The 16,744-nt window shown below is 65.2% G+C and carries 22 protein-coding genes; 15 read left to right on the top strand and 7 right to left on the bottom strand.

Going from position 1 to position 16,744, the window contains the following annotated elements:
• Positions 1-132: 132 nt before the first annotated feature.
• Positions 133-591 carry an Lrp/AsnC family transcriptional regulator gene (locus tag DDE20_RS08790; RefSeq protein ID WP_116558107.1) on the top strand — a complete coding sequence of 153 codons (459 nt, stop codon included), beginning with the start codon at positions 133-135 and terminating at the stop codon, positions 589-591.
• On the opposite strand, the gene DDE20_RS08785 is transcribed toward DDE20_RS08790, so the two are convergent.
• Entirely contained in the window at positions 588-1,874 is a 1,287-nt protein-coding gene (locus DDE20_RS08785) for a glycosyltransferase family 4 protein (protein WP_205961642.1), read from the bottom strand. The genes DDE20_RS08790 and DDE20_RS08785 overlap by 4 nt on opposite strands.
• Before the next feature lie 157 nt (positions 1,875-2,031).
• Between DDE20_RS08785 and DDE20_RS08780 the strand changes: the two genes are divergently transcribed.
• Genes DDE20_RS08780 through DDE20_RS08770 form a run of 3 tightly spaced genes read left to right on the top strand, consistent with a single transcriptional unit; the run spans position 2,032 to position 3,180 of the window.
• Positions 2,032-2,397: an ArsR/SmtB family transcription factor gene (locus DDE20_RS08780; RefSeq protein WP_116558106.1), complete on the top strand. Its 366-nt coding sequence runs from the start codon at positions 2,032-2,034 to the stop codon at positions 2,395-2,397.
• Entirely contained in the window at positions 2,390-2,839 is a 450-nt protein-coding gene (locus tag DDE20_RS08775; RefSeq protein WP_116558105.1) for an SRPBCC family protein, read from the top strand. Before DDE20_RS08780 ends, DDE20_RS08775 begins: the two co-directional genes overlap by 8 nt.
• 26 nt (positions 2,840-2,865) lie before the next feature.
• Positions 2,866-3,180, top strand: a complete 315-nt coding sequence (locus tag DDE20_RS08770) for a YciI family protein (protein ID WP_116558104.1) — start codon at positions 2,866-2,868, stop codon at positions 3,178-3,180.
• A 94-nt stretch (positions 3,181-3,274) separates the two neighbouring features.
• Here the strand turns inward: DDE20_RS08770 and rpsU are convergent, their stop codons facing one another.
• Positions 3,275-3,481: a 30S ribosomal protein S21 gene (gene rpsU / locus DDE20_RS08765; RefSeq protein ID WP_116558103.1), complete on the bottom strand. Its 207-nt coding sequence runs from the start codon at positions 3,479-3,481 to the stop codon at positions 3,275-3,277.
• A 188-nt stretch (positions 3,482-3,669) separates the two neighbouring features.
• Between rpsU and DDE20_RS08760 the strand changes: the two genes are divergently transcribed.
• From DDE20_RS08760 to recR, 6 genes are all read left to right on the top strand, one after another.
• Positions 3,670-4,377, top strand: a complete 708-nt coding sequence (locus DDE20_RS08760) for a COQ9 family protein (protein WP_116558102.1) — start codon at positions 3,670-3,672, stop codon at positions 4,375-4,377.
• A gap of 79 nt (positions 4,378-4,456) precedes the next feature.
• A complete protein-coding gene (locus DDE20_RS08755; RefSeq protein ID WP_116558101.1) occupies positions 4,457-5,314 on the top strand; it encodes a branched-chain amino acid aminotransferase in 858 nt (285 codons plus the stop codon).
• 105 nt (positions 5,315-5,419) lie between these two features.
• The gene (locus DDE20_RS08750; protein ID WP_116558100.1) at positions 5,420-6,415 is read left to right on the top strand and encodes an NAD(P)H-quinone oxidoreductase; all 996 of its coding nucleotides are present in this window, start codon (positions 5,420-5,422) and stop codon (positions 6,413-6,415) included.
• A 185-nt stretch (positions 6,416-6,600) separates the two neighbouring features.
• A complete protein-coding gene (locus DDE20_RS08745; RefSeq protein ID WP_116558099.1) occupies positions 6,601-8,355 on the top strand; it encodes a DNA polymerase III subunit gamma/tau in 1,755 nt (584 codons plus the stop codon).
• Between the two features lie 90 nt (positions 8,356-8,445).
• Complete coding sequence (locus tag DDE20_RS08740; RefSeq protein WP_116558098.1) at positions 8,446-8,802, top strand: YbaB/EbfC family nucleoid-associated protein; 357 nt, start codon at positions 8,446-8,448, stop codon at positions 8,800-8,802.
• A gap of 2 nt (positions 8,803-8,804) precedes the next feature.
• Positions 8,805-9,404: a recombination mediator RecR gene (recR, locus tag DDE20_RS08735; RefSeq protein ID WP_116558097.1), complete on the top strand. Its 600-nt coding sequence runs from the start codon at positions 8,805-8,807 to the stop codon at positions 9,402-9,404.
• A 92-nt stretch (positions 9,405-9,496) separates the two neighbouring features.
• Here recR and DDE20_RS08730 read toward each other — a convergent pair whose 3' ends face one another.
• The 4 genes from DDE20_RS08730 to lgt all read right to left on the bottom strand — a co-directional run bounded on the left by DDE20_RS08730 (position 9,497) and on the right by lgt (position 12,594).
• Positions 9,497-9,691, bottom strand: coding sequence for a hypothetical protein (locus DDE20_RS08730; protein ID WP_116558096.1), 195 nt, complete (start codon positions 9,689-9,691; stop codon positions 9,497-9,499).
• 127 nt (positions 9,692-9,818) lie between these two features.
• Positions 9,819-10,571, bottom strand: a complete 753-nt coding sequence (gene pgeF / locus DDE20_RS08725; protein ID WP_116558095.1) for a peptidoglycan editing factor PgeF — start codon at positions 10,569-10,571, stop codon at positions 9,819-9,821.
• Positions 10,568-11,707, bottom strand: coding sequence for a class I SAM-dependent methyltransferase (locus DDE20_RS08720; protein WP_116558094.1), 1,140 nt, complete (start codon positions 11,705-11,707; stop codon positions 10,568-10,570). The genes pgeF and DDE20_RS08720 overlap by 4 nt, the downstream gene beginning before the upstream one ends.
• Complete coding sequence (lgt, locus tag DDE20_RS08715) at positions 11,704-12,594, bottom strand: prolipoprotein diacylglyceryl transferase (protein WP_116558093.1); 891 nt, start codon at positions 12,592-12,594, stop codon at positions 11,704-11,706. The genes DDE20_RS08720 and lgt overlap by 4 nt, the downstream gene beginning before the upstream one ends.
• A gap of 112 nt (positions 12,595-12,706) precedes the next feature.
• On the opposite strand from lgt, the gene DDE20_RS08710 reads away from it, so the two are divergent.
• Together DDE20_RS08710 and DDE20_RS08705 are read left to right on the top strand one after the other, a co-directional pair.
• Positions 12,707-12,955 carry an accessory factor UbiK family protein gene (locus DDE20_RS08710; RefSeq protein ID WP_116558092.1) on the top strand — a complete coding sequence of 83 codons (249 nt, stop codon included), beginning with the start codon at positions 12,707-12,709 and terminating at the stop codon, positions 12,953-12,955.
• A 124-nt stretch (positions 12,956-13,079) separates the two neighbouring features.
• The gene (locus DDE20_RS08705) at positions 13,080-13,454 is read left to right on the top strand and encodes a diacylglycerol kinase (RefSeq protein ID WP_116558091.1); all 375 of its coding nucleotides are present in this window, start codon (positions 13,080-13,082) and stop codon (positions 13,452-13,454) included.
• A gap of 4 nt (positions 13,455-13,458) precedes the next feature.
• Here the strand turns inward: DDE20_RS08705 and DDE20_RS08700 are convergent, their stop codons facing one another.
• Positions 13,459-14,265: a zinc-ribbon domain-containing protein gene (locus DDE20_RS08700; RefSeq protein ID WP_116558090.1), complete on the bottom strand. Its 807-nt coding sequence runs from the start codon at positions 14,263-14,265 to the stop codon at positions 13,459-13,461.
• Positions 14,266-14,414: 149 nt separating this feature from the next.
• On the opposite strand from DDE20_RS08700, the gene DDE20_RS08695 reads away from it, so the two are divergent.
• The 3 genes from DDE20_RS08695 to DDE20_RS08685 are packed head-to-tail and all read left to right on the top strand — an operon-like array spanning position 14,415 to position 16,707.
• Positions 14,415-15,086, top strand: coding sequence for a cell division ATP-binding protein FtsE (locus DDE20_RS08695; protein ID WP_116558089.1), 672 nt, complete (start codon positions 14,415-14,417; stop codon positions 15,084-15,086).
• Positions 15,083-15,973 (top strand): cell division protein FtsX, encoded by an 891-nt coding sequence (locus DDE20_RS08690; RefSeq protein WP_420812361.1) that lies wholly within the window; start codon positions 15,083-15,085, stop codon positions 15,971-15,973. The genes DDE20_RS08695 and DDE20_RS08690 overlap by 4 nt, the downstream gene beginning before the upstream one ends.
• The gene (locus tag DDE20_RS08685; RefSeq protein WP_116558088.1) at positions 15,973-16,707 is read left to right on the top strand and encodes a lysophospholipid acyltransferase family protein; all 735 of its coding nucleotides are present in this window, start codon (positions 15,973-15,975) and stop codon (positions 16,705-16,707) included. The genes DDE20_RS08690 and DDE20_RS08685 overlap by 1 nt, the downstream gene beginning before the upstream one ends.
• The last annotated feature ends 37 nt before the right edge of the window (positions 16,708-16,744 follow it).

Below are 16,744 nucleotides of genomic sequence, written 5' to 3'. Positions count from 1 at the left end.
GGCTGATGGCGCTGGGTGGTCCACAATCGCGCATATTTTGCGACAGGTCCTTGAATTCTTCCATCAAATCCGGCGTAATCACGCAAGAGTCTTCGCCCAAACATTCAATTCCTCGCAGAAAGTTGCGCTGCAATGCAGCTAGACACGACCGACCGCCGCATCCTCAAAGTCCTGCAGACCGAAGGCCGGATCTCCAATGCCGATCTCGCCGAGCGGATTTCCCTCTCGCCCTCGGCCTGTCACCGGCGGGTGCAGCGGCTGGAGCACGACGGTTATATCTCGGGCTATGTGGCGCTTCTGGATGCGCGCAAGATCGGCAGGCCGGCGACGGTCTTTGTCGAAATCACCCTCTCCAGCCAATCCGACGAGGTGCTCGACGCCTTCGAGAAAGGGGTGGCGAAAATCCCCGATGTGCTGGAATGCCACCTGATGGCGGGGAACGCGGATTACCTGATCAAACTGATGGTCGAGGATACCGAGGATTTCGCCCGCATCCACCGCCGCTATCTGGCGCGGCTGCCGGGGATTGCGCAGATGCACAGCTCGTTTGCGCTGCGCACCGTGGTCAAAACCACCGCGCTCGACCTCTAGCCGCCATTGCGCGGCGGGCCGTCCATCGCGCGGTCATAGAGGGTCTCGATGCGGTCGATCTTGCGCTGCCAGTCGAACTCTTGCCGCGCGCGTTTGGCCCCTGCCGCCCCCATATCCTGCACCAGTTCCGGCGCATCGACCAAGCGGGTGATCGCCTTGGCCAGACGCGGCACAAAGCTGGCGCGCGGCACCGGCGAGACCAGTATCCCGCTGGTCGAATCCAGATAATCCGCCGGTCCGCCCCAGTCGCTGGCGATCACCGGCAGACCCATCGCCATCGCCTCCAGCACCACCGCGCCGCCGCATTCGCGCAGCGCCGCCAGCACCAGCGCATCGGCGTCTTGCAGGTGGCGCGCGCAATCGCGCTGCGGCAGGAAGCCGTGAAACCGCACCGCCTCTGCCAACCCCAGCCGCGTGACCTGCGCCTCCAGCGCCGCGCGCTCTTCGCCGTCGCCCAGAATATCCAGCGTGATCTCGCGCTCGGGATGGGTGGCGCGCACCTGCGCCAGCGCCTCCAATGTCTGCGCCACCCCCTTCAGCGCCACCAGCCGCCCCATGAACACAAGCCGGAAGGCGCCGGTGTTGAGCTTGCGTTTGCGCGGCTTCGGCCAAAAGTCGAAATCCACCGCATTCTCGACCAGTTCCACCACATTCGGATGGCGCAGCGGCAGCGCCTCGGCACTGCGGCGATTGGCCACCAGCAGCATCGCGGCGCGGCGCTTGCCGGGGATCAGCCGGTTGACCAGCCCCGCCATCGGCCGCGCCAGCCGCACGAACAGCCGCGCCGCGCGGCTCTCGAAATCCGCATAGCCGGGCGGGTAATTCATCCCGCCATTCATCGGCCCGATCACCACCGGCACCCCCAGCCCATGCAGCAATGAGGGCGCGGCGGGCGAGACCGGAATCGGCTGGTGCAGCAGGTCAATCGCCTGCGCACGCACCAGACCCCGCGCCAGCCGACGCTGTTGCAGACCGGTCACCAGCCCCATCAGATTGCCGAACAGGTGATCGCGGATCGCGCCGGGAAAGCGCCTGCCGACACGCCAGAGCAGCCGGTGCAGACGGGTGTCGGGCGAATAGGTGATGCGCGCCGCCAGCTCGGGAAAATCCGCCTCCAGATGCGCGCGGTTGCGGGCGTGGGTGATCAGCCAGACCTCGCGCCCGCGCTCCGCCAGAAGGGTGAAATACTTCAGCGGCAGGATCGCCTCGCCGCCGAATTCCGCCGAGGCATTCTCGGCCACGATCAGGATGCGCAGGCGGTGCGGCGGTGGTGTTTGCGGCATATTCTCTCGATCAATCCCTGATCTTTCTCCGACAGGCCGCCGCCTGCGTCAATGCACCAGCGGTTTCAGCCGGTGTTTGTGGGCAAAAAAGCTGTTGCCCAAAATCGGCGGGGTAAAAATTCTTGCCTTTGATTGCGCGAACGGTTAATTAACAAATATGTTAAACAGCGACGCCACAGACCACGCAACCGGCAACGCCGAAATCGCCCGCCAGTTCGCCGCCCTCGGCGATCCGATCCGCTTTGCGATCATCGACCGGCTGGCGCGCGAGGGCGAGGTCCCGGCGGGGGCGTTGAGCGAGGGGTTCGCGGTCTCGGCCCCCGCGGTCTCGCGCCATCTCGGCGTGTTGCACAAAGCCGGTCTCGTGCAGCGCCGCGTCGAGGGCCAGCGCCGCCTCTATTCCGTCGCGCCCGAGTCGATGCGCCGCATCGCGCTCTGGACCCTGTCGCACCGCGCCTTCTGGCAGGGCAGCCTGTCCCGCCTAGACGCCCTAATCGCCCTTGAGGAGCATAGTGATGACTGAAGCCCTACGCACTGATGACCTGCGGTTTGAACGCCTGTATAAAGTCCCCGTCGCGCGGGTCTTCGAGATCGTCACCCAGCCCGAACATCTGGCGGATTGGTGGGGGCCCGAAGGCATCGCCCGCTGCGAGGGGCATCTGGATTTCACCGCCAAAGGCCCGTGGGATTCCACCATGATCAACCAGGACGGCGCGCGGTTCAAAGTCTCGGGGCAGGTGACCAAACTCGACCCGCCCAATATCGTCGCCTTCACTTGGGGCTGGCACGATGAAAACGACGCCCGCGGCGACGAGAGCCATGTCACCATTGAGTTGACCGAAGAAGACGGGGGCACGCGCTTTGTGATGACGCATCGCGGACTGTCCTCCAAAGAAGCGGCAGAGCAGCATAACCGCGGCTGGACCTCGTCCCTGCGCAAGCTCGACGCCGCCGTTAACGCCTGAAAGGGCATCACAGAGGGAGAGAGAATATGGCGAAATATCTGCTGGTCTACCACGGTGGCAAAGCCCCCGACACGCCCGAAGACGGCGCCAAAGCCATGGCCCAATGGCAGGCATGGTTCGAAAGCATCGGGCAGGATGTGGTCGATGCGGGCAATCCCGTCGGCCAGTCGCATACGATCACCGCCAAGGGCGCGGTGGCGGATGGCGGCGCCAATCCGGTCTCGGGCTATTCGATCATCAATGCCGCCAGTCTCGAGGCCGCCAAGGCAATTGCGGCGAAATGCCCGATGGTGATGGATGGCTCGGGCTCGATCGAACTGGCCGAAACCATCGACATGTAAGCCCCTGCGCCTGCGGGTGGGGACGGCAAAAAACAACCCCCCGTGCCACAGGGCGCGGGGGGTTATATCATTTGCCAAACGGCGAATGCCTGGTTCAGAGCATACCTTCGCGCTGCGCCTTTTTGCGTGCCAATTTGCGCGCACGGCGGACCGCTTCGGCGGACTCACGGGCTTTCTTGACCGAGGGCTTCTCGAAATGCTGCTTGAGCTTCATTTCGCGAAAGACACCCTCACGCTGAAGTTTCTTCTTCAGGGCACGAAGAGCCTGTTCGACATTGTTGTCGCGAACACTTACCTGCATGTGGTTTTCACCACCTTTCTAAGTTTGAGTTTCATGAAGTGCAGGAGGTTGCCCTTTAGCAAGCCGCCGCGCTTTTGTCCACGGTTGAATCGCTTTTGCCCGCGGATCGGCGGCAATCACCGCTTCGGGCTTGGGTTTTCGCCGCGAGGGGCCTAAATCTAATGTAAGCAACAAGGGAAACCCGTGTCATGCCCGCAACTGACTCCGCCAATACAGACTCTGCCAAGACCGCCAACGCCGCCGATGGTATTCTCGACGCCGCGCTGGATCATGTGCCCTTTGACGGCTGGTCCGAGGCCACGCTGACCGCCGCCGCCGAGGATCAGGGGCAAACCCTTGCCATGGCCAAGGCGCTGTTTCCGCGCGGCGGGCTGGATCTGGCGCTGGCCTATCACCGGCGCGGCGATGCGCAGATGCTGGCCGCGCTCACCGCCGCCGATCTCGACGCAATGCGTTACCGCGCGCGGGTGATCTTTGCCCTGCGCGCAAGGCTCGAGGCCGCCGACCGCGAATTGGTGCGCCGCGCCGCCACGCTGATGGCACTGCCGCAAAACGCCCCCGAAGCCGCGCGCGCCATGTGGAACACCGCCGATGCGATCTGGACCGCGCTCGGCGACACCTCCGAGGATGGCAACTGGTATTCCAAACGCGCGATCCTCTCGGCGGTCTATTCCTCGACGGTGCTCTATTGGCTTGGTGATGACAGCGAGGATCAGGCGGACACTTGGGATTTCCTTGATCGCCGGATCGAGAATGTCATGCAGTTCGAGCAATCCAAGGCCCGTATCAAAGCCTCGCCGGTGCTGCGCAATACCATTGGCCTGCCGTTCAAGCTGCTGGAAAGCCTGCGCAAACCCGCAGAAAGCGAGCCCTTGCCGGGGGGCAGTCGCTCCTAGGACGCCGCGGCGCCACCACGCTAGCGTTGACGCCTTCACCGCGCTTGGCTACATCCCGCGGCAATCAATGGAGGGCGCAATGGCAGTCGGCAAAGAAATCGCAACATGGTTTGAGGGCAAATGGCATCGCGGCAATGTGCCGGTGATCGGGGCCGCAGACCATGCCGCATGGCTCGGCTCGGGCGTATTCGACGGCGCGCGCCAGTTCGATGGCCGCCGCCCCGACCTTGATCTGCACTCGGCACGCATCGTCAAATCCGCCGAGGCGATGGGGATGGTCGCGCCGGTCGATGGCGAAACCGTGCAGGGGCTGCTGGAGGAGGGCTGCAAGATGTTCGCCCCCGATGCCGAACTCTACCTGCGCCCGATGATGTGGGCGGTGGATTCGACGCCGGGCCTGATCGACCTCGATCCTGCCTCGACCGCTTTCGCGCTCTGCATCGAGACCCTGCCGATGCCCACCGTCGGTGAGTTCTCGCTGACCGTCTCGCCCTATTTCCGCCCCCGCCCCGATATGGCGCTGACCGAGGCCAAAGCCGCCTCGCTCTATGCCAATAACGGGCGGATCATGGCCGATGCGCGCAAACGCGGGTTTTCCAACGCTCTGTCGCGGGATTATGAGGGCAATGTCGCCGAAACCGCCTCGACCAACGTGTTCTTGGTCCGCGACGGGGTGGTGTTCACGCCCGCACCCAACGGCACCTTCCTCAACGGGCTGACCCGCCAGCGGGTGATCGGATTGCTGCGCGCGGACGGTGTCGAAGTCGTCGAATGCACGCTCTCGGTCGAGGATTTCCACAAGGCCGAGGAAATCTTTGCCACCGGCAATATCGCCAAAGTGATGCCGGTCGCCAAGTTCGAGGACCGCGAATTGACCCAGACCGGCCTCTCGAAACGCGCCCGCGAGCTCTATTTCGACTGGGCCGCCAGCGCCTGAGCCAATCCGCCTGCGCCGGATCCGGCGGCACCTGCGCCGCCCGATCTGGTTGCGCCGTCGCGCGGGGCGACTATGCTGCGCGCAGATCCTGAAAGGAGCAAACGGATGGGCCATATGATGCGCGTGATGGAAATCTCGACACCCGGCGGGCCGGAGGTTCTGAAACCTGCCAGCCGCGCGGTGCCGGTGCCCAATGTCGGCGAGATCGTGATCAAGACCGCCTATGCCGGCGTCAACCGCCCCGATGCTTTGCAGCGCGCCGGTGCCTATGCGCCGCCGCCGGGCGCCTCGGACCTGCCGGGGCTCGAAGCCTCCGGTGTGGTGGCAGAGGTCGGGCCCGGCGTCACCCGCTGGAAGATCGGCGACCGCGTCTGCGCACTGCTACCGGGCGGTGGCTATGCCGAATATGTCGCCACCCCCGCCGCCCATGCATTGCCGGTGCCCGAGGGTATGGACCTGCGCGCCGCCGCCTGCCTGCCCGAGACTTTTTTCACCGTCTGGACCAATGTTTTCGACCGTGGCGGGTTGCAAGCGGGTGAGCGCTTCTTGGTGCATGGCGGCAGCTCCGGCATCGGCACAACCGCGATCCAACTGGCCAATGCGCGCGGCGCAAGGGTCTTTGCCACCGCCGGATCCGCCGAGAAATGCGATGCCTGTGCGAAGCTGGGCGCCGAGCGGGTGATCAACTACCGCGAAGAGGATTTCACCGAGATCCTCAAGGCCGAGGGCGGCGCCAATCTGATCCTCGATATGGTCGGCGGCTCGTATTTGCCGCGCAACGTCAAAGCCTTGGCCGATGACGGGCGGCTGGTGCAAATCGCCTTTCTGACCGGCCCCAAGGTCGAGCTGAACTTCGCCCAAGTGATGGCGCGGCGGCTGACCATCACCGGCTCGACCCTGCGCCCGCAATCGGGCGCCGCCAAAGCCGCGATTGCCGAAGCTCTCGAGCGCGAGGTCTGGCCGCTTTTGGCTTCTGGCCGTGTGGCACCGGTGATCGACAGCGAGTTCCCGCTCGATGAGGCGGCAGCGGCGCATGAGCGGATGGAAAGCTCGCAACATATCGGCAAACTGGTGCTGCGGGTCGGCGGTGAGGATGTCTAGGCACTGTTAGGGGCGGGCCTCGGGGGCATCGAGCCCCCTCATCCCGCGCGGGTTGCCACCCTGCACCCGCCCAAGGGGGTGCACGCACCCCCTTGGCACCCCCGTGGATATTTTTGGACAGATGACAGGGGCACGGCTGGACGCTGGCAGGCGGGCTGCTTACTGTTGCGCGGTAGAGGAATATTATGAGCGAAATCTATCAGGTTCTGGCGCGCAAATACCGGCCCGAGACTTTTGCCGATCTGATCGGGCAAGAGGCGATGGTGCGCACCCTCAAGAACGCTTTTGCCGCCGACCGCATTCACCATGCCTTCGTGATGACCGGCATTCGCGGCACCGGCAAAACCACCACCGCGCGGATCATTGCCAAGGGCCTCAACTGCATCGGCGCCGACGGGCAGGGCGGGCCGACCACCGAGCCCTGTGGGGTCTGCGAGCATTGCACCGCGATCACCGAAGGCCGCCATGTCGATGTGCTGGAAATGGACGCCGCCAGCCGCACCGGCGTCGGCGATATCCGCGAGATCATTGATTCGGTCGCTTACCGCGCCGCCAGTGCGCGGTTCAAAATCTATATCATCGACGAGGTTCATATGCTCTCGAACAGCGCCTTTAACGCGCTGCTCAAGACGCTTGAGGAACCGCCGCCGCATGTGAAATTCATCTTTGCCACCACCGAAATCCGCAAGGTGCCGGTGACCGTGCTCAGCCGTTGCCAGCGCTTTGACCTGCGCCGGATCGAGCCCGAGGTGATGATCGCCCATCTCGAGCGGATCGCCGGTCTGGAAAGCGCGCAGATCAACGGTGAGGCTCTGGCGCTGATCACCCGCGCCGCCGAGGGCTCGGTGCGTGACGCGATGAGCCTGTTGGATCAGGCGATCAGCCATGGCGCGGGCGAGACCGGCGCCGATCAGGTGCGCGCAATGCTGGGGCTGGCGGACCGCGGGCGGGTGCTTGATCTGTTCGAGGCGATCCTGCGCGGCGACACCGCGGCGGCGCTTGAGGAACTGGCGGCGCAATATGCCGATGGCGCCGATCCGGTGGCGGTGCTGCGCGATCTCGCCGAGATCACCCATTGGGTGAGCGTGATCAAAATCACCCCCGCCGCCGCCGAAGATCCGACCATCGGGCCGGACGAGCGTGCCCGCGGTGCCGATCTGGCATCGCGACTGGACCTGCGCATCCTCGCGCGGATGTGGCAGATGCTGTTGAAAGCGCTGGAAGAAATCGCGCAGGCGCCGAATGCGATGATGGCCGCCGAGATGGCGGTGATCCGCATCACCCATGTCGCCGATCTGCCGACACCGGATGAATTGATCCGCAAACTGCAAGAGACCCCGCCGCCGCCGAACCCGGGCGGCGGCGCGCCCGGGCCACAGGGTGGCGGCAATGGCGGCGGGCAGGCCGCGGGCGGTCAAGGCGGTGTCCATGCGATGGGGCGCGGCGGCCCCCCCTCGGGCGGCGGTGGCGGCGCGCAGGCGGCACTGGCAGGGGAGCTCTCTCCGCTGGCCGCCTATGCGAGTTTTGATAATGTCCTCGAATTGATCAAACTGCGCCGCGATATGGTGTTGCGCACCGAGATCGAGACCAACTTCCGCCTCGTGCGCTATTCCCCAGGCCGCATTGAATTCGAACCGACCGAGCGCGCCCCCGCCGATCTGGCGGCGCGTCTGGCGGGGCGGTTGCAGACCTGGACCGGGGTGCGCTGGGCGGTGTCGATCGCGCAGGGCGGCGGCGCCACCATCGCCGAGGTGCAGGACGCCGAACGCCTTGCCCGCGAGGCACAGGCCAAGGAAATCCCGTTGGTGCAGGCGATTTTCAAGGCATTCCCCAAGGCCAAAATCCGCGAATTCGTGCCGCCGGTGGAAACGGCGACCGAGATCGCCGATGCCGCCCTGCCCGAGGTCGAGGATGAATGGGATCCCTTCGAGGATTACTGAACCAGCCCTGCACAGCGGGCGCCGCGGCGGTTGCGATAGCCGCCGGCGCACCCTATCTACAGGGCAAGGAAACGCGATAGGAGCGATGAAATGCTGAAGGGTTTGGGCGGTCTCGGTGGCCTTGGCGACATGGGCAAGATGATGAAAGCCGCGCAGGAAATGCAGGGCAAGATGGCGGCGCTGCAAGAGGAGCTCGACACGCTGATGGTCGAGGGCGAAAGCGGCGCCGGTCTGGTCAAAGCCACCGCCAATGCCAAGGGCGTGCTCACCGGTTTGACCATTGATCCGTCGATTTTCAGCGCCGAGGACAAGGAGGTCGTCGAAGACCTGATCTTGGCGGCGATCAAGGACGTGCAGTCGCGGGCGCAAGAGCGCTCAAAGGAAGAGATGGGCAGACTGGCCGAGAGCATGGGCCTGCCTGCCGATATGAACCTGCCGGGTCTGTAAACATGGCGAATGCGCCCGGCGAGATCGAGGCGCTGATTGCGCTGATGGCGCGTTTGCCGGGGCTGGGCCCGCGCTCGGCGCGGCGCGCGGTGCTGCATCTTCTGCGCAAACGCAGCGTGGTGATGGAGCCTCTGGCGCAGGCCTTGGTCAGCGTCGCGGCGACGGCGCGCGATTGCCGGATTTGCGGCAATATCTCGGATCATGAGGTCTGCCCGATCTGCGCCGCCGACAAACGCGCCACCGGCGTGCTCTGCGTGGTCGAGGATGTCTCGGATCTCTGGGCGATGGAACGCGCGGGCGGGTTTTCCGGCCGCTATCATGTGCTCGGCGGCACGCTCTCGGCGCTGGATTCCATCGGCCCCGAGGCGCTGCGCATCCCGCATCTGGTGCAACGCATTGGTGACGAGGCGATCACAGAGGTGATTCTGGCGCTCAACTCCACCGTCGACGGGCAGACCACCGCGCATTACATCGCCGAAGCCCTGGCGCCCACGGGCGTGCAGGTCTCGGCGCTGGCGCAGGGCGTGCCGATGGGCGGCGAGCTGGATTATCTCGATGACGGCACGATTTCCGCCGCGCTGGCCGCCCGCAGACGCCTATAACGCCGGGCGTGACGGCCTGTGCAGCGGTGACGCCGCACAGCGCAGGGCCGCTACATACCGGATATCATCATGTGTGGAGTGTTGCGGCGCCGTTAGTGCAGCGGCTGGGACGGGGGCTCGCTGCGGGGCAGGGTCAGCGACAGGATCGCCTTACCGCCACGAAATGCACGGCCCGACGAGAGACGCGCGTCGCGGCGCAGACGCTCGCTTGCGGTCCATGGCAATTGAATGCGCGGATCGGCGCTCTCGGCGATGACCCACTGGCTCCAACGCGATGCTTTGCTCATCAGACTGACCTTTCAGAACCGCGCCAGATGGCGCTCGGCGAGCCTTCAGACTGTCTGGCAAATGCGGCGATAAAGCGGCAAGGATAAGAAATCACCGCGACATTGGCGCCAGCGGGTAAGGCACGCGTTACAGGCGGATCACCGAGATCAGCCGCCCGTAATCCGCCTCACGCTCATGCACCGAGCGGCGGAAAGAGTAGAACAACGCAGCATCGGAATAGGTGCAATGACGGGTCCATTCGGCATGGCCGACCCCCGCCTCGCGCAGCCGCATCAGCCCGTAACCCGGCAGGTCAAACTGGTATCGGTCGCCCTTGCCGCCTGCGAAAAACCTTGTGTTTTCAGGGTCATCAGCGATGAAGTCTTCTAAAAACTCCGGTCCCACCTCATAGGCGCGCTGGCTGATGCAAGGCCCGATCACCGCCGCGATCCGGTCGCGCGCGGCGCCCAATCCGACCATCGCCTCCAGCGTCGCCTCGAGGATGCCCGAGATCGCCCCGCGCCAGCCCGCATGCACCGCGCCGATCACCCCGTTGTCGGCATCGGCCAGCAAAACCGGCATGCAATCGGCGGTCAACACGCCCAAGGCCAGCCCCGGCGTGGCCGAAACCATCGCGTCGGCCTTGCCCTGCGCGCCGGCTGATTCGATCACCTTCACATCCGCCGAATGGATCTGGTGCACGCCGACCAATGCGTCGGGCGCCACATCCATCGCCTGCGCCACGCGGCTGCGGTTGATCGTCACCACCTCGCTTTGATCCGAGGAGCCGGCGCCGCAGTTCAGCCCCGCGAAAATCCCCGAGGAGGCGCCGCCGCGACGGGTGAAAAACCCGTGGCGCACCGGGGCAAGCGCATCTGCAGTGAGGATTTCCAAGGTCATGATCGGGGCTCGTCTGGGGTGGGTGCATCGGGCGCGGGAGTGGCGGGCGCGGGGGTGGCGGGCGAAACATGCGGCGCAAACCCCGGCGGCAGCGGTGATCCCGGCGCAACCAAGGCGAGCGCTTTGAACAGCGTTCCCATTTCCTGCGGTTGCGTCAAGCGTTCAAATGCCTTGACGTGGTTTTCCAGCGCCGCACCTGTCAGCCGCTCGGCCAGTCGCGCGGCGCGGGCTTCGATCCCCAAAGCGGCCAGCAGCGCGCCTTGTGGCATCAGCGCCGAGGCGGTCAGATCGGGGGCCGCATGGCGCAGCGCCTCGAAGTCCACATGCGCGGTCAGATCGGCATTGCCGGGGTTTGCCAGCGGATCGGCAAAGGCGTGATCCTCCAGCGCCTGAAACGTATCGCCATGGCTGCGCCAATCGCCGTAATCAATGATCACCGCCGCGCCGCCCTGCCGCGCGATACGCCGGTTGATCGCCGCCATCAGTGGCGTGGCGGCGGCGCGGGTCTCGACGATATAGCCGTCCTCGGTATCCGCCAGCCGGTGCTGCAGATCGGCCAGCGGCGTGGGCTCGGTCAGCGCCAGCGTCAGCGCGCCCTCATTCAGCGCGACCACCACCTCGCGCCAGCCATTGCCATCGCGCTGGAACTGGCGGATCGGCAGCGCATCGAAAAACTCGTTGGCAATCAGGAACAGGGGCCGGTCCTCGGGCAGCGCCTCGACCGTATCGGCCCACGTCACCGGCAGGCCGCGCAATGCCTCGCCCTGCACTTCGCGCAGCACCGGTGAGGCCTCGATCAGATGGATCTGCGCTGCCGCATGGAACCCCGGCACGCCAGCGGTCGCGCGCCAGATATCCGCCATCAGCGTGCCGCGCCCCGGCCCCGGCTCGGCCAGTGTGAAGGTGTCGGGCGCGCCCTGATCCAGCCAGCTTTGCGCCAGACACAGCCCCAAGAGTTCGCCGAACATCTGGCTGATCTCGGGCGCGGTGGTGAAATCGCCCTGACGCCCCAGGGGATCGCGCGTCGCGTAATAGCCATGCGCCGGATGCAGCAGGCAATCGGTCATATAATCCGCCAGCGTCATCGGGCCGGTCTTGGCAATCCGCCGTGTGATCAGATCGGCGAGCGGAGTCATTGTGGCCCGCGCCGCCGTGCATGGATGATCAGCGCCGCCCCGATCAGCACCATCGGCAGGCTCAGCGTCTGGCCCATGGTCAGCCCGATATCCCCAAGCCGCACCACATAGCCCGCGGGATCAGCCGCGAGGAACTGGTCATCGGGCATACGCCAGATCTCGACAATCATCCGCGCCAGCCCGTAACCGGCCAGAAACACGCCGGTGACCAGCCAGGGCATCCGCAGCGCATCGCGCCGTGTCACCAGCCACCAGATCACCAGACCCAGCAGCAGTCCTTCCATCCCGGCCTCATACAGCTGCGTCGGATGGCGGGCGCATTCATAGGGCCAGTCCTGCGGGCAGAGACCACCGGACCCCGGAAAGCGCACCCCCCAAGGCAGCGTCGTCGGATGGCCCCATAACTCGGCGTTGATGAAATTCGCCAACCGCCCCAGCCCCAGCCCGATCGGAATCACCATCGCCATTGCGTCACCCAGCGCCGAGGCAGCGATGCCCTTACGCCGCGCAAACCAGAATCCGGCCAGTGTCGCCCCCGCCAGACCGCCGTGGAACGACATGCCGCCCTCCCAGACCCGCAGGATCTGCGCCGGATGCGCCAGATAGAACGCCGGCTGGTAAAACAGCACAAACCCCAGCCGCCCGCCAAGGATCACGCCAATGATGATCCATGTCAGCAGCGCCTCAACCTGTTCACCGCGCATCGGTGCCTCTAATCCCGGCCAGAGCGTCGGACGCCGCAGCGTGCGCAGGATCACCCGCCAGCCGATCACGAACCCCGCGATATAGGCCAGCGCATACCAGCGCAGCGCAAAACTGAACCCGCCCAGATCAAGCGAGAAGATCTCGGGGCGCAGGAACGAGGGAAAGTCGATAAGGGCGTGCATGGCGGTCCTATGATCAGTTGCTGCCGGTTTCCCGTGGCCACGGGGTGAAGTCAACCTTGCGATTGGCGCCACCGCGCCCCATATACTGCGCAAGCAATCACAGGAGCGTCAGATGCAGCAAGGCAATAAAATCTTCGATGACCTGTCGAAATTGATGACCAACGCGATGGGTGTGGCGCAGGGCGCGCGCACCGAGGCCGAGACGGCGATGAAAAGCCTGATGGACCGCTGGCTGGCGGATCGCGACTTTGTCACCCGCGAGGAATTCGACGCGGTGCGCGGCATGGCGCAAAAGGCCCGCGAAGAGAATGAAGCGCTGAAAGCACGGATCGACGCGCTCGAGGGCAAGAGCGACAGCTAAGCCCCCGCAATCGGCTCAACGCCGCGACCTACGAAACGCAGCCACCGGCGAACGCCACCTCAAAGCGGCTTCCCATGCGTGCGCGCAGGGCTTACTCCTTACCGCAGTGGTGAGGGAGGCCCCGATGCTGGCATGGATGCGCGCGCAGATGCGCCGCTTTACGAATACCGTGATCTGGTCATGGCGCGGGGTCACCGCGACTTGGGCCAGCGAGGCGACCTTCCGGCAATGGGTGCTGGCCAATATCCTCTCGGCAATCGCCGCTTTCGCCCTGCCGCTGGACACGCCGGAACGCGCATTGATCCTTGCGCTCGGGCTCTTGGTGCTGGCCGCCGAACTGATCAACACCGCGGTGGAAACCGTGGTCAATATGATCGCCCCCGAGGCCCATCCGATGGCCGCCAAAGCCAAGGACTGCGGCAGCGCCTGTGTGGCGCTAACCGCGATCGCCGCAGGCGTCGCGTGGCTGGTGATCCTCTGGGGGCTGTGGGCAGGCTAGGCCCCTACGCCCCGCCGATCACATCGCGCAGCGCACCGGCCAAAGTCGCGCGGAACTGGTCAACCGCCTGCACATATTGGGTCAACGCCCCCTCCAGCGCGGGCAGATAGCTGGCGATCAAGGGCGCCAGCAAATAGACCGCGACCAGTGCCATCCCGACCAGCGCCACAAAGGACAACCCGTTGCGAAACCCGTTGCGCTCGGGCGGGGCGTCGAATTCCTCTTCGACCACGGCGCTGTCCCGCGCCTCGCTGCCGGGTTCCAGCGTCGAGGTCAGCTCTTCGATATCGGGCAGCAGATTGCGCCGGTTGACCCGCTCGGGCTCGGCATCCGCGGGTGCAAGATCATCGTAATCGGGCTCGGGCGGCAGTGGCGGGATCTCGTCATCCTCACCGTAAACCCGCGAGCGCACCGCCCGCGAGGGCGTCGGACGGGTCAGCCCCAGATCGCCCTGCGTCTCGATATCCGAGCCGCGCGCGCGGCGCCGCTCGCCCATCTCGCGCTCGGCCTCTTCGCGCAGCACATCCAGCACCGTCTTGTCGATCCGCGGCGCGCTGTTGCGCGGCGTGCCATCGGTCGGGGTCAGCATTGCGGCCCCTCCTGCGGTGCCGCCTACCGCACCCTCGGCGCTCTCCTCATCATCCTCGTCGTCGTCATCCAACTCGGCGGCGCGCATCTGCAGCGCCACCTCCATCGGGTATTGATACCATGTATGTCCACATGCCGAGCATTGAACATCGCGGCCGTTTTGGGGAATGACCTTTTCATCCACCTCGTACTGCGCGCTGCAGTTCGGACAGGTCAGTCTCATCAACACCTCACTATCGCGCTGTTCGGGCTTGGGTATTTGCGCCGCGTTTCGCCTCGGCCATTGGCTAAGGTTCTTCGCTGTTGTAGCAAGCGATAGATTAACTTCCAAGAGCGCAGCGCGCCTCTTGCACCGACACAAAGGGGATCGCAGTGATCAGGCTAGCGAATGTCTCCCACGACTATGGCGATCGCAGCCTTTTGACCGGCGTCGATCTGACCATTGCACCGGGTGCGTTCAACTTTTTAACGGGGCCATCGGGCGCGGGGAAATCCACGCTGCTCAAGCTATGCTACGGCGATTTGACCCAACGCTCGGGCGAGATCGAGCTGTTCGGTCAGGATCTGCGCAGCCTGTCGCGCGATGCGCTGGCCGATACCCGCCGCCGGATCGGGGTGATTCACCAAGATTGCGAATTTCTTGACCATCTGACCCTGCGCGACAATGTGGCGCTGCCTTTTGTCGCCACCGGACGCGCGGTGCCCGATGATGATCTGCATGAGTTGCTGGCTTGGGTCGGGCTTGATCACAAGGCCGACGCACTGCCGCCGACGCTCTCGGGCGGGGAGCGCCAGCGCGCCGCTCTGGCCCGCGCGGTGATCATGTCGCCCGAGGTGGTGCTGGCCGATGAACCCACCGGCAACGTCGATTGGGAAATGTCGCAGCGGCTCTTGTCGCTGCTGATCGAACTCAACCGCATGGGCACGGCGGTGATGATCGCCACCCATGATCTGCACCTGATTCGCACCGCCAAATCGCAGGTCACCACCCGCACCCTGCGAATCGCCAACCAGACCCTGCAAGCCGCGGGGAGCGAGCTATGATGCCCCGTTTTTCCACCGATATGCTGCTCGGCGACGCCGGTCATCTGGTGCCCGCCTCGGATCACACCACGCTCTTGACCACGCTGATCTCGGCGGCGATGGCGTTTCTCGCGGTCTTTGCGCTGTCGCTCTCGCTCTCCTCGGGGCAATTGGCGCAGCGCTGGTCCGATGCGCTGGCCCAAAGCGCCACCCTGCGCATCTCCGCCCCGCAATCCGAGATCGAGGCGCAGACCGCGATTGCCGTCGAAGTCCTGCGCACCACGCCGGGCATCGCCGCGACGCGGGTGATGGAGTTGGACGAGCAGCGCGCGCTCTTGGAGCCATGGTTCGGCCCCGATCTGCCGGTCGAGCAACTGGCGATGCCGCGGCTGATCGAGATCGAGGAAACCGCTGAGGGCTTTGACGCGCAGGGGCTGCGGCTGCGGCTGACCTCCGAGGTGCCGGGCGCGGTGCTCGATGATCACACCCGTTGGCGCCGCCCCTTGGTGCAGGCGGCGGGCAGCCTGCGGGCGCTGGCGTGGCTCTCGGTGCTGCTGATCGGCGGCGCGATGGCGGCGATGATCACGCTGGCGGCGGGGTTCTCGCTGGCGGCCAATGCGCAGGTGATCCGCGTGTTGCGGCTGGTCGGTGCGCGCGATGCCTTTATCGCCCGCGCCTTTGTGCGCCGCCTGACCATTGGCGCGCTGGTCGGCGCCAGTATCGGCACGCTGATCGGGCTGGCCGCGTTCCTCGTGCTGCCGCTGGCGGGCGAGGGCGGGTTTCTCACCGGTCTCGGCTTTCACGGCGCCGGCTGGCTGACCGCGCTGGCGATCCCCGTCTTTGCCACCGCCATCGCCTTTGGCGCGACCCGCATGGCCGCGTTCCGGGTTCTCAGAAGGGAAAGCTGATGTTCTACGCCCTGCAATGGCTGCGCTCGCTGATATTCACCATTCAGGCCTATCTGGTGATGGCGCTGATGGCGGTGTTCTTTATCCCATGGGCGCTGTTCGACCAGCGCGGCGCCTTTGCCGCGGTGCATACTTGGTGCAACTGGGTGCGATGGACCGCCAGCTGGATGATCGGGCTGAAGTCCGAAATCCGCGGCGAAGTGCCCACCGGCGATGTGATCATCGCCTCCAAACACCAGAGCTTTTTTGACATCATCATGATCGTCTCGGTGGTGCCACGCCCGAAATTCATCATGAAAAAACAGATCCTCTGGACCCCGATTGTCGGCTGGTTCGCCCGCCGCATCGACTGCGTGCCGGTGGATCGCGGCAAGCGCGGCGCGGCGATCAAATCCATGGTCGATGCGCTGACACGGGGCGAGCAGAAGCCCGCGCAATTGATCATCTTCCCGCAGGGCACCCGCGTCGCGCCGGGCGTCAAACGCGACTATAAGGTCGGCGTGTCGATCCTCTATGACGAGCTGAAAAAGCCCGTGGTCCCCGCCGCTTGCAATGTCGGCGTGTTCTGGCCGCGCCAGCGCATCTACCGCGCGCCGGGGCTGGCGGTGGTGGAATTCCTGCCGCAGATCGAACCGGGATTGTCGAAACGCGAGTTCCTGCAGAGCGTCGAAGAGGTGGTCGAGAGCCGCTCGGATGCGCTGATGCAAGAGGCCGGTTTCCAGATCGAGGGGTAATGCGGGGTCACCGGTTTGTGACAGCACCCCGCTTGAC

Origin of the sequence: Pararhodobacter oceanensis, assembly GCF_003076755.1 — a bacterium.
Classification (GTDB): domain Bacteria; phylum Pseudomonadota; class Alphaproteobacteria; order Rhodobacterales; family Rhodobacteraceae; genus Pararhodobacter; species Pararhodobacter oceanensis.
Note: the sequence above shows the minus strand (reverse complement) of the source record. Positions and strands in the feature narration are given on the sequence as shown.

What these genes read in the sequence shown, in the direction of transcription:
- DDE20_RS08790 (WP_116558107.1), top strand. Translation starts at nt 133, where the DNA reads ATGCAGCTAGACACGACCGACCGCCGCATCCTCAAAGTCCTGCAGACC.
- DDE20_RS08785 (WP_205961642.1), bottom strand. Translation starts at nt 1,874, where the DNA reads ATGCCGCAAACACCACCGCCGCACCGCCTGCGCATCCTGATCGTGGCC.
- DDE20_RS08780 (WP_116558106.1), top strand. Translation starts at nt 2,032, where the DNA reads ATGTTAAACAGCGACGCCACAGACCACGCAACCGGCAACGCCGAAATC.
- DDE20_RS08775 (WP_116558105.1), top strand. Translation starts at nt 2,390, where the DNA reads ATGACTGAAGCCCTACGCACTGATGACCTGCGGTTTGAACGCCTGTAT.
- DDE20_RS08770 (WP_116558104.1), top strand. Translation starts at nt 2,866, where the DNA reads ATGGCGAAATATCTGCTGGTCTACCACGGTGGCAAAGCCCCCGACACG.
- rpsU (WP_116558103.1), bottom strand. Translation starts at nt 3,481, where the DNA reads ATGCAGGTAAGTGTTCGCGACAACAATGTCGAACAGGCTCTTCGTGCC.
- DDE20_RS08760 (WP_116558102.1), top strand. Translation starts at nt 3,670, where the DNA reads ATGCCCGCAACTGACTCCGCCAATACAGACTCTGCCAAGACCGCCAAC.
- DDE20_RS08755 (WP_116558101.1), top strand. Translation starts at nt 4,457, where the DNA reads ATGGCAGTCGGCAAAGAAATCGCAACATGGTTTGAGGGCAAATGGCAT.
- DDE20_RS08750 (WP_116558100.1), top strand. Translation starts at nt 5,420, where the DNA reads ATGGGCCATATGATGCGCGTGATGGAAATCTCGACACCCGGCGGGCCG.
- DDE20_RS08745 (WP_116558099.1), top strand. Translation starts at nt 6,601, where the DNA reads ATGAGCGAAATCTATCAGGTTCTGGCGCGCAAATACCGGCCCGAGACT.
- DDE20_RS08740 (WP_116558098.1), top strand. Translation starts at nt 8,446, where the DNA reads ATGCTGAAGGGTTTGGGCGGTCTCGGTGGCCTTGGCGACATGGGCAAG.
- recR (WP_116558097.1), top strand. Translation starts at nt 8,805, where the DNA reads ATGGCGAATGCGCCCGGCGAGATCGAGGCGCTGATTGCGCTGATGGCG.
- DDE20_RS08730 (WP_116558096.1), bottom strand. Translation starts at nt 9,691, where the DNA reads ATGAGCAAAGCATCGCGTTGGAGCCAGTGGGTCATCGCCGAGAGCGCC.
- pgeF (WP_116558095.1), bottom strand. Translation starts at nt 10,571, where the DNA reads ATGACCTTGGAAATCCTCACTGCAGATGCGCTTGCCCCGGTGCGCCAC.
- DDE20_RS08720 (WP_116558094.1), bottom strand. Translation starts at nt 11,707, where the DNA reads ATGACTCCGCTCGCCGATCTGATCACACGGCGGATTGCCAAGACCGGC.
- lgt (WP_116558093.1), bottom strand. Translation starts at nt 12,594, where the DNA reads ATGCACGCCCTTATCGACTTTCCCTCGTTCCTGCGCCCCGAGATCTTC.
- DDE20_RS08710 (WP_116558092.1), top strand. Translation starts at nt 12,707, where the DNA reads ATGCAGCAAGGCAATAAAATCTTCGATGACCTGTCGAAATTGATGACC.
- DDE20_RS08705 (WP_116558091.1), top strand. Translation starts at nt 13,080, where the DNA reads ATGCTGGCATGGATGCGCGCGCAGATGCGCCGCTTTACGAATACCGTG.
- DDE20_RS08700 (WP_116558090.1), bottom strand. Translation starts at nt 14,265, where the DNA reads ATGAGACTGACCTGTCCGAACTGCAGCGCGCAGTACGAGGTGGATGAA.
- DDE20_RS08690 (WP_420812361.1), top strand. Translation starts at nt 15,083, where the DNA reads ATGATGCCCCGTTTTTCCACCGATATGCTGCTCGGCGACGCCGGTCAT.
- DDE20_RS08685 (WP_116558088.1), top strand. Translation starts at nt 15,973, where the DNA reads ATGTTCTACGCCCTGCAATGGCTGCGCTCGCTGATATTCACCATTCAG.